At 67.5% G+C, this 14,096-nt stretch carries 17 protein-coding genes; 9 read left to right on the top strand and 8 right to left on the bottom strand.

The window, feature by feature from the left end:
- Positions 1 to 287, top strand: a 287-nt coding sequence (locus WBV89_RS19900) for a hypothetical protein (RefSeq protein ID WP_423983069.1), incomplete at its 5' end; no start/stop codon positions are given.
- Positions 288 to 365: 78 nt separating this feature from the next.
- Here WBV89_RS19900 and WBV89_RS19895 read toward each other — a convergent pair.
- Complete coding sequence (locus WBV89_RS19895) at positions 366 to 1,769, bottom strand: PhoH family protein (protein ID WP_423983068.1); 1,404 nt, start codon at positions 1,767 to 1,769, stop codon at positions 366 to 368.
- A 114-nt stretch (positions 1,770 to 1,883) separates the two neighbouring features.
- On the opposite strand from WBV89_RS19895, the gene WBV89_RS19890 reads away from it, so the two are divergent.
- The 3 genes from WBV89_RS19890 (at position 1,884) to WBV89_RS19880 (ending at position 3,173) form a co-directional block, all read left to right on the top strand.
- Positions 1,884 to 2,354, top strand: coding sequence for an HIT family protein (locus tag WBV89_RS19890; protein WP_423983067.1), 471 nt, complete (start codon positions 1,884 to 1,886; stop codon positions 2,352 to 2,354).
- Positions 2,355 to 2,530: 176 nt separating this feature from the next.
- A complete protein-coding gene (locus tag WBV89_RS19885) occupies positions 2,531 to 2,821 on the top strand; it encodes an HU family DNA-binding protein (RefSeq protein WP_423983066.1) in 291 nt (96 codons plus the stop codon).
- Between the two features lie 4 nt (positions 2,822 to 2,825).
- The gene (locus WBV89_RS19880) at positions 2,826 to 3,173 is read left to right on the top strand and encodes a hypothetical protein (protein WP_423983065.1); all 348 of its coding nucleotides are present in this window, start codon (positions 2,826 to 2,828) and stop codon (positions 3,171 to 3,173) included.
- A 60-nt stretch (positions 3,174 to 3,233) separates the two neighbouring features.
- Here WBV89_RS19880 and WBV89_RS19875 read toward each other — a convergent pair whose 3' ends face one another.
- Both WBV89_RS19875 and WBV89_RS19870 read right to left on the bottom strand, forming a co-directional pair.
- The gene (locus WBV89_RS19875; protein ID WP_423983064.1) at positions 3,234 to 3,965 is read right to left on the bottom strand and encodes a PIG-L deacetylase family protein; all 732 of its coding nucleotides are present in this window, start codon (positions 3,963 to 3,965) and stop codon (positions 3,234 to 3,236) included.
- Positions 3,962 to 4,576 carry a hypothetical protein gene (locus WBV89_RS19870; RefSeq protein WP_423983063.1) on the bottom strand — a complete coding sequence of 205 codons (615 nt, stop codon included), beginning with the start codon at positions 4,574 to 4,576 and terminating at the stop codon, positions 3,962 to 3,964. The genes WBV89_RS19875 and WBV89_RS19870 overlap by 4 nt, the downstream gene beginning before the upstream one ends.
- A 91-nt stretch (positions 4,577 to 4,667) precedes the next feature.
- Here WBV89_RS19870 and WBV89_RS19865 point away from each other — a divergent pair, with 91 nt between their 5' ends.
- The 3 genes from WBV89_RS19865 (at position 4,668) to WBV89_RS19855 (ending at position 7,778) form a co-directional block, all read left to right on the top strand.
- Complete coding sequence (locus WBV89_RS19865; protein ID WP_423983062.1) at positions 4,668 to 5,681, top strand: NAD(P)H-dependent glycerol-3-phosphate dehydrogenase; 1,014 nt, start codon at positions 4,668 to 4,670, stop codon at positions 5,679 to 5,681.
- A gap of 65 nt (positions 5,682 to 5,746) precedes the next feature.
- Entirely contained in the window at positions 5,747 to 7,075 is a 1,329-nt protein-coding gene (locus WBV89_RS19860; RefSeq protein ID WP_423983061.1) for a hypothetical protein, read from the top strand.
- Positions 7,076 to 7,100: 25 nt separating this feature from the next.
- Positions 7,101 to 7,778 carry a ribonuclease HII gene (locus tag WBV89_RS19855; protein WP_423983060.1) on the top strand — a complete coding sequence of 226 codons (678 nt, stop codon included), beginning with the start codon at positions 7,101 to 7,103 and terminating at the stop codon, positions 7,776 to 7,778.
- A 9-nt stretch (positions 7,779 to 7,787) separates the two neighbouring features.
- Here WBV89_RS19855 and otsB read toward each other — a convergent pair whose 3' ends face one another.
- From otsB to WBV89_RS19830, 5 genes are read right to left on the bottom strand one after another with little or no spacing between them, the layout of a single operon-like run.
- Positions 7,788 to 8,576 carry a trehalose-phosphatase gene (gene otsB, locus WBV89_RS19850; protein ID WP_423983059.1) on the bottom strand — a complete coding sequence of 263 codons (789 nt, stop codon included), beginning with the start codon at positions 8,574 to 8,576 and terminating at the stop codon, positions 7,788 to 7,790.
- Positions 8,573 to 9,985, bottom strand: a complete 1,413-nt coding sequence (locus WBV89_RS19845; protein ID WP_423983058.1) for an alpha,alpha-trehalose-phosphate synthase (UDP-forming) — start codon at positions 9,983 to 9,985, stop codon at positions 8,573 to 8,575. Before WBV89_RS19845 ends, otsB begins: the two co-directional genes overlap by 4 nt.
- Before the next feature lie 50 nt (positions 9,986 to 10,035).
- A complete protein-coding gene (locus WBV89_RS19840; protein WP_423983057.1) occupies positions 10,036 to 11,217 on the bottom strand; it encodes a cystathionine gamma-synthase in 1,182 nt (393 codons plus the stop codon).
- Complete coding sequence (locus WBV89_RS19835) at positions 11,217 to 12,656, bottom strand: pyridoxal-phosphate dependent enzyme (RefSeq protein ID WP_423983056.1); 1,440 nt, start codon at positions 12,654 to 12,656, stop codon at positions 11,217 to 11,219. The genes WBV89_RS19840 and WBV89_RS19835 overlap by 1 nt, the downstream gene beginning before the upstream one ends.
- A 48-nt stretch (positions 12,657 to 12,704) precedes the next feature.
- Entirely contained in the window at positions 12,705 to 13,037 is a 333-nt protein-coding gene (locus WBV89_RS19830) for a glutaredoxin family protein (RefSeq protein ID WP_423983055.1), read from the bottom strand.
- 112 nt (positions 13,038 to 13,149) lie between these two features.
- On the opposite strand from WBV89_RS19830, the gene WBV89_RS19825 reads away from it, so the two are divergent.
- Together WBV89_RS19825 and WBV89_RS19820 are read left to right on the top strand one after the other, a co-directional pair.
- On the top strand, positions 13,150 to 13,557 hold the full coding sequence (locus tag WBV89_RS19825; protein WP_423983054.1) for a VOC family protein: 408 nt from the start codon (positions 13,150 to 13,152) through the stop codon (positions 13,555 to 13,557).
- Between the two features lie 9 nt (positions 13,558 to 13,566).
- Positions 13,567 to 14,096: fructosamine kinase family protein (locus WBV89_RS19820; RefSeq protein WP_423983053.1), on the top strand; the 530-nt coding region annotated here is incomplete at its 3' end.

Here is a 14,096-nt window from a genome sequence, read left to right as displayed (position 1 = left end):
CCGGTGCACCGGGCGGCACGACCGATCGGCTCCCGGAGGTCATGGCGGCCGCCGGAGTCGCGCTTGCGGTGGGGCTCGCCGTGTGGCGTCGCGGCGATCCGCACGGCGGAATCACCGCGGTCGCGACGGGACTGCTCGTGCCGGTCACGATCGTCGCCCTCGCGATGCGGTGGCCAGATCTCCTGCCGTCGGTGATCGCGTCACCTGTCCACGACAGGTGGTGGCTGATCGCCATCGTCGGGTTCGCCGCGTCCGTGTACACCGGACGCGACCCCGCTCGACGGTGAACCGAACCGTGCCCGGTCGTGCGTCGAGCGCTTCGAACGGCTCACGACCTCCTGACACGCCGCGAGACCGCTGACCGGTCAGAGCAGTTCGGCGGCGAGGCTTGCGACGTCGCTGCGCTCACAGGCGGTCAGCGTGATGTGGCCGAAGCAGCGTTGATCGGCGAACGCCGACGTGAGCACGCTGAGCGCGTTGTTGTTCTCGCCGAGATAGGGCGCATCGATCTGACTCGTGTCGCCGGTGAAGATCACCTTCGTGCCCTCGCCGACGCGGGTGAGGATCGTGCGCAACGTGGTCGGTTCGAGGTTCTGTGCCTCGTCGATCAACACCATCTGGCGTTGGAGCGAGCGGCCCCGCAGGAACGTCACCGACTCCAGCGAGAGCTGGCCGCGATCGGTGAGCTCGTCGATCAGGCCGCGCGCGTCGTGGCTGTTGCCGTGGTCGGTCAGTGCGACGATCGCATCGTGGATGGCCGACATCCAGGGATCGAGCTTCTCGTCGAGGCCTCCCGGCAGGAACCCGACGTCGGCACGACCGACCGGGACCAACGGGCGGTAGACCGCGAGCCGCTCGTAGCGGTGCTGCTCGACCACCAACTCGAGGCCGGCGGCGATCGCGAGCAGCGTCTTGCCGGTGCCGGCGCGACCGTCGAGTGCGACCACCGAGACGTCGGGGTCGAGCAACAGTTCGAGAGCGAATCGCTGCTCCTTGTTCCGAGGGCGCAACCCCCACGGCTCGGCGCCCTGCTGGGGAAGCAACACGAACTCGTCCCCGACCGCGCGCACGAGCGCCGACTGTGAACCGGACCGGAGGACCGCGAACTCGTTCTCGCTCGGGCGATCGTCCGGCTCGAGCACCGCGTCGAGTGCGACGGCGCCTGCGGCGTAGAGGCAGTCGATCTTCTCGAAGGCGGTGTCGATCGTGCTCCAGCCGATCGCTGCGGTGGGTCGATTCGATCGGACGGGGGAGTGGGCTGCGGCATCGACACCCATGTGCGCGGCCTTGATCCGCAGGGCTGCGTCGTTGCTGATCATCGTCGTCGGACCGAAGTCCGATTGTCCGATCGCTGCGCCGATGATCCGATTGTCGGGAACCGACGGATCGAGGCCGTGCTCGATCAACAGATGCTTGCGGATGTTGTTGATCTCGATCTGCAGTGTGGCGGATCCCGTGCCGGTTGGAACTGGTTCGGCGAGCGAACCGCCGTGGGCGACCCGCAGTTCCTCGAGGGTCCGCAGCGCGGTGCGCGCGGCCCGGCCGACGTCGTCGGAGCGGCTCTTCAGCCCGTCGAGTTCCTCCACGACCGTCAGGGGAACGACGATGTCGACATCCCGGAATTCGAGGACACAACACGGATCGGCGATCAGCACCGACGTATCGAGCACGAACCTGGTGCGGATGCCCGACTCGTCGCTGTCACCTCCGTCCGTCGAGTCGGTCGCCGTGGGGGCGGGACGGGTGCGGGAGAGGGACAGATCGGTCACGATCACTCCTGGTGTGAGTTGTCTCGGTGGTGTGGAAAGTGGGCCATACGCAACGACGACTGTTCTAGCCGACCCGCTCGCCCGGGTCGATGATGCTGCGATGATGGGACGGTGATGACGGAACGGATCGGTGGGTCATCGGATTGCATCTTCTGCCGGATCATCGCCGGCACCGAGCCGGGTGAGGTGGTGTGGGACGACGAGGTGGCCGTGGGCATCCTCGACCGTCGTCCCCTGTTCCACGGGCACACGCTCGTGGTTCCCCGGCGACACGTCGTCACGTTGGCCGATCTCGATCCGACCGAGGTCGGCCCGTTCTTCCTGCGGGTGCAGGCGATCTCCGCTGCGATGCCCGAGGCTCTCGGCTGTACGGGCACGTTCGTGGCGAACAACAACATCGTCAGCCAGAGCGTCGCGCATCTCCACGTCCACGTGGTCCCGCGAGTGAAGGGTGATGGTCTGCGCGGCTTCTTCTGGCCGCGGACGACGTACACCCAGGACGAACTCGAGCGGTGCGGGACGCGGTTGCGCGAGGCCTTCGCCGGCATCCCTGTCGCCGGTTGTGGATCGTCGGAGCCGTGCTGACGCCAGACGTTGCAAGGCTCTGCCGGATCGGTCATTGCAGTTGCAACGAGATGAAGGGTTGCGTTCCAGGGGTGAATGCAAGTCACATGGTTGTCATTCGGCTCCCCGATGGAGTCGTGGTCCCGGCTTCGGCCGGTGTGAACAGCAACTGATCCATCCACGAAAGGGTTCCAACGATGGCAACCAAAGCAGAAATGATCGAAGCGGTCGCAGAGGCCGCCGGCCAGTCGAAGGCCGACACCGAGAAGACGCTCGGAGCATTCTTCGACCACGTCACCGCTGAGATGAAGAAGGGCGAAGCGGTCACCTGGCCCGGCTTCGGCAAGTTCAGCACCTCGGCACGCGCCGCTCGCACGGGCCGCAACCCGCAGACCGGAGCGCCGGTGAAGATCGCCGCGTCGACCGCAGCCAAGTTCTCGTCGAGCTCCGCGCTCAAGGAAGCCCTCAACGGCAAGAAGAAGAAGTGATCTGATGGCTGCCAAGCGTCCAGCCACGAAGAAGGCCGTTGCCAAGAAGGCTCCGGCGAAGAAGAAGGCCGTTGCGAAGAAGGCTCCGGCCAAGAAGAAGGCTGTAGCGAAGAAGGCAGCCGCCAAGAAGGCCGTTGCGAAGAAGGCTCCGGCGAAGAAGAAGGCTGTAGCGAAGAAGGCTCCGGCGAAGAAGAAGGCCGTTGCGAAGAAGGCTCCGGCGAAGAAGAAGGCCGTTGCGAAGAAGGCTCCGGCGAAGAAGAAGGCCGTTGCGAAGAAGGCTCCGGCGAAGAAGAAGGCCGTCGCCAAGAAGGCCCCGGCCAAGAAGACTGCGGCACAGCGCACCAAGCGCTGAACAGCCTGCACGTCGACGAACGGGTGGCGGCCTTCGGGTCGCCACCCGTTTCGCGCCCGGCTACAGGCTCTCGATCAGTTTGAAGACTTCGGCGGCGCGCAGACCGTGCGGTTCGCCCAACACCCGGAGCCGGGTGATGACCCGATCCCGGAACCCCGCCAACTGGGTGTCGTCGGCCGCCTTCATCGTCGACTCGAACTGACTCTCGTGCGCCTCGAGCGCTGCCAGCTTGATGTCGACGAAGTCGTTGACGTCCTCGACGTGATCCGGTTCGTCGGCCTCCCACAGCAGCAGCGCATCGGGTCGGTGGTGAGCCACGGGGTGCTCGCGGTAGAAGTGCGGATCGCGCGCTGCGACGATCCCCTCGCACGCGAGGAGGCCGGCATGACGGTGGTCGGGATGCAGCCGATACCGCTTCCACGGATCGTGTCCGAGCACCACGCTCGGTCGGAGTTCCCGGATCACCAGAGCGACGCGACCGCGTGCGGACAGATCGCTGTCGAGTTCACCGTCGACGTATTCGAGGAATCGCACCTCTCCTGCACGATCCCCGGCGAGACGCCGCGCGGCCTCGCGTTGTTCGTCCTGTCGGCGCGCCGCGAGCGCGACCACGTCGGCATCCGCGTCCCACGTCCCCTTCGATCCGTCCGTGCACACGAGGTGGTGGACCGTGCACCCATCGGCGGCCCATTTCGCGAGGAGACCGCCACAACCGAACTCGACGTCGTCCGGGTGCGCGCCGATGGCGAGCGCGGACGACGGTGTGGCGAGGTCGCGCGACCAGTCGGTCATCGACGTCGAAGGCTGTAGTGGTTGGCCGGGATCGTTGGCAGCCATGTGGGCAGGACCTCTCGAAGGAGTGGATGGGTGAGATCGGAGGACGTGTCGAGATCGATCGACAGGTGGTGGTCGAAGCGGACCTCCGACGTGGTCGATGTGACGGCGCTGCGATGCCGATGGAACGAGCCGGGCCCGTATCGAGCGGCGATCGGCGTTCGGGTCGGGAACGACATCACGTTCGTGCCGTCGTGGCGGCGATCCGGAACGAGGGTCGAGGTCTCCGGACGGGCCAGGTCGACGAGCCTGCTCGGGAGCGGGAGATCGGCATGACTCACGACGACGTGATCGAATCCCTCCGCCGTGATCGCGGCGACCCCGTCGTCGACGGCGCCGTTCAACCCCAGTCGGGCGGTCCACAGGACGGTGGCCCCCGCGTCCTCCGCCCAGCGTCGGACCTCGACGTCGTCGCAGACGACGTACACGGGGGTCGGACCGACCGATCGGATCACCCCGTCGGCGAGCCAGCGGGCGAGTCGGCACCGAACGTCGGGCTCGAGCACCGTGGAGAGACGCTGCTTCGCTTCGGTGAATGCCTTCACGGGCACGAGCACGGCGAGGTCCACCCGGCGAGTGTAGGAAGTGTCCGTCGATCCACTCGCACTACGCTGACGACGACACGTGGACCGATCGAAGCGTGTGAGTTGGGGGACGTACATGACAACGAGAAGTTCGCCTGGCATCGCCGTCGGTGTGGTCGGTGCCGGATCGTGGGGGACGACGGTCGCCGCACTCACCAGTGCGAACGCGACGACTCGGCTCTGGGCGCGTCGGCCCGAGCTCGCCGATGAGGTCAACGAACAGCGCACCAACACCCGCTATCTGCCCGACTTCACGTTGCCGGAGCAGTTGTCGGCAACGAGCGATCTCGCCGACATCGTGCGGACCTCGGACGTCATCGTGATGGCGGTTCCGTCGCACGGGTACCGGGAGGTCGCACGAGAGGTCGCCGAGCATCTCCGGCCCTGGGTGCCGATCGTGACGCTGTCGAAGGGCCTCGAGCGCGATACGCAGCAGCGGATGAGCGAGGTCACGATCGAGGAGATGCCGGGCCACCCTGTGGCGGTGATGACCGGTCCGAACCTCGCGAAGGAGATCATGGCGGGTCAACCGGCCGCCAGCGTGGTGGCGATCGACGATCCGCGGATCGCCGGAGCGCTCCAGCGGTTGTTCTCCACACCGACTCTGCGCGTGTACACGAACCCGGACGTCGTCGGCTGTGAGGTCGCCGGCGTGGTCAAGAATGTGATCGCGATCGCGTCCGGGATGGGCCTGGGAATGGGCTTCGGCGACAACACGCGAGCCACCCTGATCACCCGGGGACTCGCGGAGATGACGCGCCTGGGACTCGCGCTCGGTGGTGAGCTCGGAACCTTCGCCGGCCTCGCCGGGATGGGTGACCTGATCGCCACGTGCGCGTCGACCCAGAGCCGGAACAACACCGTCGGTCGGCGGTTGGGTGAGGGCGAGTCGATCGACGCGATCGTCGAGAGCATGAACATGGTGGCGGAGGGCGTGAAGTCGTGCCCGAGCGTGATCGACCTGGCGTCCGCCGCCGGCGTCGAGATGCCGATCAGCGAGCAGGTCGTGGCCGTCTGTCACGACGGGCGCTCCGCCAAGCAGGCGTTGGTGGCGCTGATGGATCGCGACGCCGGGAGCGAGTTGGGCTGACCGCACGGGCGGCGTGTCGAGCACGCAGCGCAACATCGGCCGACCCGGCTGCTTGACTGGTCGCCATGACGACAGCGTCGGTCGCGGACCTCGACACCGGGATCACACTCGGCTCCACCGGTCAGCGCACCCGGTGGACGCTCACACCGTGGGGCTCGATCATCCCCTGGGGTGTCGACCCGGTCGATCAGGTCGCCTTCGACTGGCATGTCGCAGCCGACGATCGTTGGCACGTTCCGTCCGAGGAACCGACGGTGCGACAATCCAGGATCGAGGGAACGCCGGTGGTCGAAACCCGGCTCCGGGTCCCCGACGGGGACGCCGTCCAGCGCGTCTGGGCGGTGCCCGACGGCGGCGGCACCGTGATCGTCGAGTTCGAGAACGAGTCGCCGATGCCCTTCGCGGTGGCACTCACCGGACCTCGCGTCGTCACCGAGCGTCCACCTGCCGACGTGCCGATCCAGGGCATCGAGCTCGACGGGGACGCGGTCGTCCTGCCGATCGGGCACCGGGCGGTCGTCCGTCTGGCGCTGCCGCATCCGGGTGGCACGATGCGGCCCGAGTCGCTCGGGCAGGTGCCGCCCTCGGTGGCGGTCGTGCGCGGGTGGACCCGGATCGTCGAGCAGGCGAGCCGCTTGGTGCTGCCCGACGAGCAACTCGTCCACGCCGTCGTGGCGGCGCGCTGTGACCTGCTCCTCGAAGGCCCCGTCGACGCCGACGACGACCCCGTCGGGTTCCTTCTCGATGTGGCTGAGCTGGTGCGATGCGGCGACGACGCCGATGCGTGGCTCCCCGCCATCGTCGCGCCGTCCGAACATCTCGCCCGCCTCGCGGTCAAGCGCTCGTCCACGGCGACCGAGGTGTCCGATGCCGTTCAGGCCCTGGCAGCAGCACTCTTGGTGGCGCAACGAGCGGGCGACGAACGCGCCGCCGGTGACATCGAACGAACCGTCGATCGGGTGACGACCAAGCGCACCGACGTCGATGGCACCGAGGGTGTGATCGCATCGTTCGCCGATGCGCGTCGAACCGGGTCGGTGGGCAGATTCGTCCGCTCGGTCGAGCGCAGGATCGTCGACGCCGGCCGCATCATGTCCGGGGGGATCCCGACGTCGTGGCTCGGAAGCAACTTCGAGGTCCACGCGATTCCGACCTCGCCGTCGACGTCCGCGTCGTTCGCTGTCCGGTGGCACGGAGAACGCCCCGCCGTCCTGTGGGAACAGCAGGGTGCGACACCGGTGCGGCTCAGTGCGCCCGACGTCGATCCGCAGTGGGAGACACAGGAGCGGTCCGGCGAAGCACTCTGGCCGGCTCCGGCGCCCAAGCGCTCGGCCACGTCGTCGCTGAGCATCACGATCGACGCCGATCCCGAACCCGGCTCCAGCTTCGTCTGAGGCGGCCGGGGAACGAGATCACGTCGTGACGTCGAGGAAGCGAGCGCCCACCCGCGAGATCGAGAAGGCCCTCTGGTCCCAGGGCTACGAGACGGTCGTCGGGATCGACGAGGTCGGTCGGGGTGCGTGGGCCGGTCCTCTGATGGTCGGTGCTGCGGTTCTCCCACGGGACACGCGGGTCAACGGCGTGCGCGACTCGAAGTTGCTGTCCGAGACCAAGCGTGAGTTCCTCTTCGACCGGATCGGCTCGTGGTGCACCAGTTGGGCCGTCGGCGGTGCCAGTCAGGAGGAGTGCGACCACCTCGGGATGTCGGCCGCCCAGAAGCTCGCGGCGGCACGCGCGATCGCCGCGCTCGACGTGGTCCCCGACGTGGCGGTCACCGACGGCAAGTGGGACTTCGTCTCACCGTCGGTGCCTCGTGTCGAACTCGTGGTCAAGGCCGACCTGCGCTGCTTGAGCGTCGCGGCGGCGAGCATCCTCGCGAAGGTCGTCCGGGACCGTGAGATGCGGGCGTCGGCCGAGCACTATCCGCACTGGTCGTTCGACACCAACAAGGGGTACCCGTGCCCGGTGCACAAGATGTCGCTCGTCGGATACGGACCGTCGGCGATCCACCGCCGGAGCTGGGTGTTCATGGAGAACTACAACCCGTGGACCGCGATCCGACGCACGCCACCCGCGGGGCAGGCACAACTCTTCTGAACCTCCGCGTCAAGCATCCGACGTGTCGACCGTGTCGACGAGCGCGGAGATCATCTCCCGGATCGCGTCGGCGTCGCGAACCCGATGGGTGGCGGCAGTGTCGCCGACGCCGACCTTGATCCCGATGTCGCCGGTCCCGAGCCGCCCGAACGCTTCCTCGTCGGGAACGTCATCACCGACGTACACGGTCGACGCCGGGGCGAACTCGCGGCGCAGAGCCTCGAGCCCCGAACCCTTGTCGGCCGGCCGGGCCATCAGCTCGATCACGTTGTTCCCCTCGTGGAGAACGTGGCCCGTCACGGCGGTCTGTTCGCGACGCACCCACTCCAACGCGGAGCGCCCGAGTCCGGGGTCGGCCTCGCGCACGTGGACGACGACGCTGGTCGGCTTGCGTTCAACCCACGACCCGTCACCGGCACGCCTCGCCGCCTCGCTCAGCAGGTCGTCGAGGGCGCGGAGTCGGTCGGCCTCGGACGGCGTGAGTTCGACCTCGTCCAGTCCTCGTCGTTCGGCCCCGTAGCTGCCCGAGATGGTGAGCTCGTCTCCGAACCCGAACTGAGCGAGTCCCGCGAGCGACCGGCCCGACAGGATCGCGACCGTGATGCCGTCACCGTCGGCGAGCAGCGTGAGATCCGCGCCGACACCGCTCGTGAGCACCGAATCGTCGGCGTGATCGGTGAGCGGAGCGAGCACACCATCACAATCGAAGGTGATCAGGACCGGTCGGTCCAGCGACGCGATGGTCTCGGCCAATCCAATCGGGTCGTCGAAGGGTGGAGCGGCCTCGGAGCCGGTCATTCGGATCGGCCGGCATCGGCGAGCGACTCGAGGAATCGGTGTGCCCATCCCTGGACGTCGCTCTTGCGGATCTGGTCGCGGAGCCCGGCCATCCGCTCGCGTCGTTCGTGGCGATGCATCTCGACCGCTTCGACGATCGCGTCCTGGAGCGCTCGGTCGTCGTGGGGGTTGACCAGCACGGCGTCGGTCAGCTCGTCGGCGGCGCCGGCGAACTCGGACAGGACGAGGACACCGTCGCCGTCGATGTGCGCCGCCGCGTACTCCTTGGCGACGAGGTTCATCCCGTCGCGGAACGGTGTGACCAGCATGACGTCACCGGCGCGGTAGAGCGCGACGAGATCATCGTAGGGGAGTGTCTGGTACAGGTAGTGCACCACCGGGAGACCGATCGAGCTGAACCGGCCGTTGATCTCGCCGACGAGTCGTTCGATCTCGGCGCGCTCGTCCTGGTACGCCTCGACGGCTTCGCGTGTCGGCGTCGCGACCTGGACCATGACGTGGCGAGCCGGGTCGAGTCGACCGTCCTCGAGCAGCTGGGCGAACGCCTTGAGTCGGAGCCCGATGCCCTTCGTGTAGTCGAGGCGGTCGACGCCGAGCATCACGACCTCCGGGTCGCCCAGGCGGGCGCGGATCCTGCTCACGTGTTGACGCGTCGCTCGCCCCGCCGCCATTGCTTCGACCTCGGCGACGTCGATCGAGATCGGGAACACGCCGGCGCGGATCTCGCGACCCCGGTGGAAGACTCGATCGTCGACATGTTCGGCATCGAGCAGCTGATGTGCCGCGGCGATGAAGTTCGCCGCTCCGGTCGGGCGTTGGAAGCCGACGAGGTCACATCCGAGGAGTCCCTGGATGATCTCGGTGCGCCACGGCAGCCGCGTGAACAGCTCGACGGGCGGAAACGGGATGTGGAGGAAGAATCCGATCGTCAGGTCCGGGCGCAGCTCGCGCAGGATGCCGGGGACGAGCTGGAGCTGGTAGTCGTGGATCCAGACGACGGAGTTCTCCGGAGCGATGTTGGCCAGCGTGATCGCGAACCGCTCGTTGACGGCGTGATACGCGTCCCACTGCTCGATGCTGTACGTCGACTCGCGAAGAGCGTCGTGGTACAGCGGCCAGAGCGCATCGTTCGAGAATCCTTCGTAGTACAACTCGATCTCGTCGGCGGTCACCGCGACGGGATGGAGGTCGACACCGTCGACGGAGAAGGGTTCGGCCGCGTCGTCAGGGTCCCCCGTCCAGCCGACCCAGGTGCCACCGCTCTCGCGGAGCATCGGGTAGAGCGCCCGGACCAGACCACCGGGCGAGGGTGTCCATCCGTGGTCCTCGGTGCGCATCACCGGCAGGCGATTGGCGGCGATGACGATCGGTCGGTCGAGCGGGGACTGAGCGGGAAGCGGTTCGTCCATGTCCCCCCAGGATGCCACGCCAGCAGCCGTTACGGAACGGGTCTGACCCGTTACGTCACGGTCTCGAGAGCTGCGCCGAGGTCGTCGACCAGGTCCGACGAGTCCTCGATGCCGACCGACAGCCGGATCAGATTGTCGGGAACCTCGAGCGGCGACCCAGCGGTCGACGCGTGGGTCATCGCGCCGGGATGCTCGATGAGACTCTCGACGGCGCCCAGCGATTCGGCGAGGGTGAAGATCGACGTGGCGTCGGCGACGCGCATCGCGGCCTTGCGACCTGCCTTCACCTGGAACGAGACCATGCCGCCGAAGTCGCTCATCTGCTTCGCCGCTGCGGCGTGCCCGGGATGGTCGGGCAGCTGTGGATAGAGGACCCGTTCGACCGCGGGGTGATCGACCAGGAGGTCGACGATCGCACGGGCGTTCTGACAGTGCCGATCCATCCGCACGGCGAGCGTCTTGACACCGCGCAGCACGAGGTAGCAGTCGAACGGTGCGGGCACCGCGCCGGCCGCGTTCTGCGTGAACGCGATCCGCTCGGCGAAGTCATCGTCACTGGTGGCCACGAACCCGCCGACCACGTCGCTGTGGCCGCCGAGGTACTTCGTCGCGGAGTGCACCACGATGTCGGCACCCAGAGTGATCGGCTGTTGCAGGTACGGGGTGGCGAAGGTGTTGTCGACGACGACGATCGCTCCCCGCGAGTGGGCGATGGCGGCGATCGCTTCGATGTCGAAGCAGGCCAGCAACGGGTTCGTCGGCGTCTCGAGCCAGATCATTCCCGTGTCGTCGGGCCAGTCGGCGCGCAGCGCATCGACGTCGGTGAGGTCGACCGCGGACCACGGCACACCCATCGGTGTCCACACCTTCGAGATCAGCCGGAACGTGCCACCGTACGCGTCGTTGCCGAGCAGCACCCGGCGCCCGCCGGTGTGGTGCGGTGGTGTGAGCAAGCGCAGGATGTTGTCCTCGGCTGCCAGGCCGCTCGCGAACGACATCCCGTAGCGGGCCTGTTCGAGCGAGGCGATCTGGGCCTCCATCGCTGAACGGGTCGGGTTGCCGGACCGTGAATACTCGAATCCCTTGTGGTTGCCGACGCCGTCCTGCGCGAACGTCGTCGACAACGAAATCGGGGTGACGACGGCACCGGTGGTCGGATCGGGGTCCTGGCCGGTGTGGATCGCCCGGGTCGAGAAACCCGCGAGTTCGGACTCGTGTTCGATGTCACCCATCAGTTCTCCTCGTCATCGTGTGCGGTCACCGACTCGGCGATCGCCGTGAAGTACGACAGCAGGTCGCTGCGGGTCAGCACGCTCAGCGGCCGACCGCCGGAGAGGACCAGCAGCGCGGGGGCGGTTTCGAGCATGGCGACCGCCAGTTCGACCTTCTGGCCGACACCCACCGTCGGCAGCTTGGCTCCCATCACGTTTTCGACCGACATCCCCATCGCACTCGGGTCGCGATGGATGACCTCCATCAGTGCGAGTTCGTCGACGGAACCGGACACCTCCGCGTTCGCGAACGGTGGCGTGTTCTTGCAGACGGGGAGTTGACTCACTCCGGTTTCGCGCATGATCTCGATCGCGTCGCTGACCGGCTGCTGGGGGTTGACGTAGAGGAGGTTCTCGATCGATGCGTTGCGTGTGTCGAGGACCGCGCCGACGCACTGGTCGCATTCCTTGACGAACCCGAAGTTCGCCATCCACGCCTCGTTGAACACCGTCGACAGGTACCCGCGACCCGAGTCGGGGTTGAACACGACGATCATGTCGTCGGGCCGAGCGTCTCTGGCGAGACGGATCGCCGCAGCCACGGCGGTTCCGCCGGATCCTCCGATGAGGATTCCTTCGGTCTGGCTGACGTGGCGGGCGGTGAGGAAGCTCTCCTCGTCGCTGATCGCGATGACCTGATCCCAGAGGTCGCCGTCGTACGCAGCGGGGAAGAAGTCCTCGCCGACACCCTCGACGAGGTACGGGCGCCCGGACCCGCCGGAGAAGACCGAACCCTCGGGGTCGGCGGCGACCAGCTGGATGTCGGGGTTCATCGACTTGAGGAATCGACCGGTCCCGGTGAGCGATCCACACGTTCCGGCACCGGCGACGAAGTGGGTGATCCGACCGGCGGTCTGGCGCCAGATCTCTGGGCCCGTCGTCTTCACGTGGGCCGTGGCGTTGTGCGGGTTCTGGTACTGGTTCGGGCGGAAGGCACCTCGCTCGCGGGTCACCCGCTCGGCGACGCTGTAGTAGCTCGTCGGGTCCTCCGGCGCAACCGCGACCGGGCAGACGATGACCTCGGCGCCGTATGCACGGAGTAGATCGACCTTCTCCTTCCCGGCCTTGTCGGTCATCACGAACACGCAGTCGTAGCCGCGTTGGGCGGCGACGATGGCCAGCCCGACGCCGGTGTTGCCGCTGGTCGGCTCGACGATCGTTCCGCCCGGTTGCAGCTCTCCGCTGGCCTCGGCCGCGAGGATCATCTCCAATGCAGGTCGGTCCTTCGACGAGCCGCCGGGGTTGGTCACCTCGTGCTTCATCACGAGGCTGCATTCCAGGTCGAGTTCGGCGCTGATCCGCTTCATGCGGACCATCGGTGTCTCACCGATCAGATCGAGGATCGAGTCGGCGATCTCGGTGCCCTCGAGCGACGGATGGCGGATCGAAGAGTCGGTCATGGGTGCGAACCTACGCCGTGTCGGTCGACGTGCGCGCACGAAGCGCGTTCATCGGGCGATCTTGTCGATCGCGCGCTCGACGAGTCCGGGCTGAGGAGCGATGAAACCCTCCGGGAGCAGGTTCGGAGCGTGCTCGGCGAGGTACAGGGCGAGCTCGGTCGGCGACGGGTTCACCATGGCGGCTCCGCCGACGACGACGGTCGGTACGGTCTCGTTTCCGTTGGCGTGGGCGCGCACGATGTCGGCCTTCTCCGGCTCGTCCCAGATGTTGTGCTCGACCCGCTCGATTCCGAGTGCGTCGAGACGGCGACGCAGCGAGGAGCAGAATCCACAACCCGGTCTCCAGTAGAGGTCGATCTGCGTCGCAGGCTGTTCGCTCATGCCGTCACGCTACCGAGGTCGTTGTGACCGCAACCGGAGCGGTCGGGAGTTTCCGGTCCGTTCCTCGCGCGTCGGCGCGTCGGAACCAGGATTTGGCTGTCATGATGAACCTGTGTCCCACCTCGGTCTCATCACCATCGTCGTCGATGACTACGACCGCGCGATTCGGCACTACGTCCAGGACCTCGGCTTCGCCCTGGTGAAGGACCTCGACCAGGGTGACAAGCGGTGGGTGGTCGTCGCTCCGCCGGGGACCGAGCGCGACCGACAGGCGACGCATGTCCTGCTGGCCGAGGCGACCGATGACGATCAGCGCGCCCGGGTGGGCGATCAGACCGGCGGTCGCGTGTCGTTCTTCCTCCACACCGAGGACTTCGACATGGACCACATGGCGCTGAGCCAGCGCGGGATCGTGTTCGAAGAGGAGCCGCGCGACGAGCCGTACGGCCGGGTCGCGGTGTTCTGCGATCTGTTCGGCAATCGATGGGACCTGATCGAGACGGTCAGTCGTCTCGACTGAATTCGTCCGGTGGCACACGACATCGGCGATGCGGTCGCCGAACTGCTCGATCGTGACGTCACCGCGATCCACCGGCTGTCGGGTGGCGACGTCTCCGACGCATTCCGGGTCGACCTGGGCGACGGGGACCGGGTGTTCGCGAAGACCCACGGGGATCCCCCGCCGCACTTCTTCTCCACCGAGGCGACGGGCCTGCAGTGGCTGCGCGATTCAGCTGAGGTGTCCGATGCCGCTGTCGGCGTTCCGCGAGTGCTCGCCACGGCCGACGATCTGTTGGTACTGGAGTGGATCGAGCAGGGGCCGTCGATCCCGTCGACCGATGAGGACTTCGGCCGGGCGCTCGCGGCGATCCACCGCGTCGGCGCGCCGACATTCGGTCGGACCGACCGCCGGACCACCGGAAGCCGTGCGCTGCCGAACGCGCCGTGTGACTCGTGGTCGGAGTTCTACGCCTCGATGCGACTCGAGCCGCTCGCCCGGCTCGCGCTCGACAGCGGCGCGCTGAGCCGGACCGCGGTCGATCGGATCCGGGTGCTCGC

This window comes from Ilumatobacter sp. (assembly GCF_049588435.1).
In the GTDB taxonomy this organism is placed as follows: Bacteria; Actinomycetota; Acidimicrobiia; order Acidimicrobiales; family Ilumatobacteraceae; genus Ilumatobacter_A.
Note: the sequence above shows the minus strand (reverse complement) of the source record. Positions and strands in the feature narration are given on the sequence as shown.

Bases quoted from the DNA above. Each gene is read 5' to 3' on its own strand.
- WBV89_RS19890 (WP_423983067.1), top strand. From the start codon at position 1,884: ATGACGGAACGGATCGGTGGGTCATCGGATTGCATCTTCTGCCGGATC.
- WBV89_RS19885 (WP_423983066.1), top strand. From the start codon at position 2,531: ATGGCAACCAAAGCAGAAATGATCGAAGCGGTCGCAGAGGCCGCCGGC.
- WBV89_RS19880 (WP_423983065.1), top strand. From the start codon at position 2,826: ATGGCTGCCAAGCGTCCAGCCACGAAGAAGGCCGTTGCCAAGAAGGCT.
- WBV89_RS19875 (WP_423983064.1), bottom strand. From the start codon at position 3,965: ATGACCGACTGGTCGCGCGACCTCGCCACACCGTCGTCCGCGCTCGCC.
- WBV89_RS19865 (WP_423983062.1), top strand. From the start codon at position 4,668: ATGACAACGAGAAGTTCGCCTGGCATCGCCGTCGGTGTGGTCGGTGCC.
- WBV89_RS19860 (WP_423983061.1), top strand. From the start codon at position 5,747: ATGACGACAGCGTCGGTCGCGGACCTCGACACCGGGATCACACTCGGC.
- otsB (WP_423983059.1), bottom strand. From the start codon at position 8,576: ATGACCGGCTCCGAGGCCGCTCCACCCTTCGACGACCCGATTGGATTG.
- WBV89_RS19845 (WP_423983058.1), bottom strand. From the start codon at position 9,985: ATGGACGAACCGCTTCCCGCTCAGTCCCCGCTCGACCGACCGATCGTC.
- WBV89_RS19840 (WP_423983057.1), bottom strand. From the start codon at position 11,217: ATGGGTGACATCGAACACGAGTCCGAACTCGCGGGTTTCTCGACCCGG.
- WBV89_RS19835 (WP_423983056.1), bottom strand. From the start codon at position 12,656: ATGACCGACTCTTCGATCCGCCATCCGTCGCTCGAGGGCACCGAGATC.
- WBV89_RS19830 (WP_423983055.1), bottom strand. From the start codon at position 13,037: ATGAGCGAACAGCCTGCGACGCAGATCGACCTCTACTGGAGACCGGGT.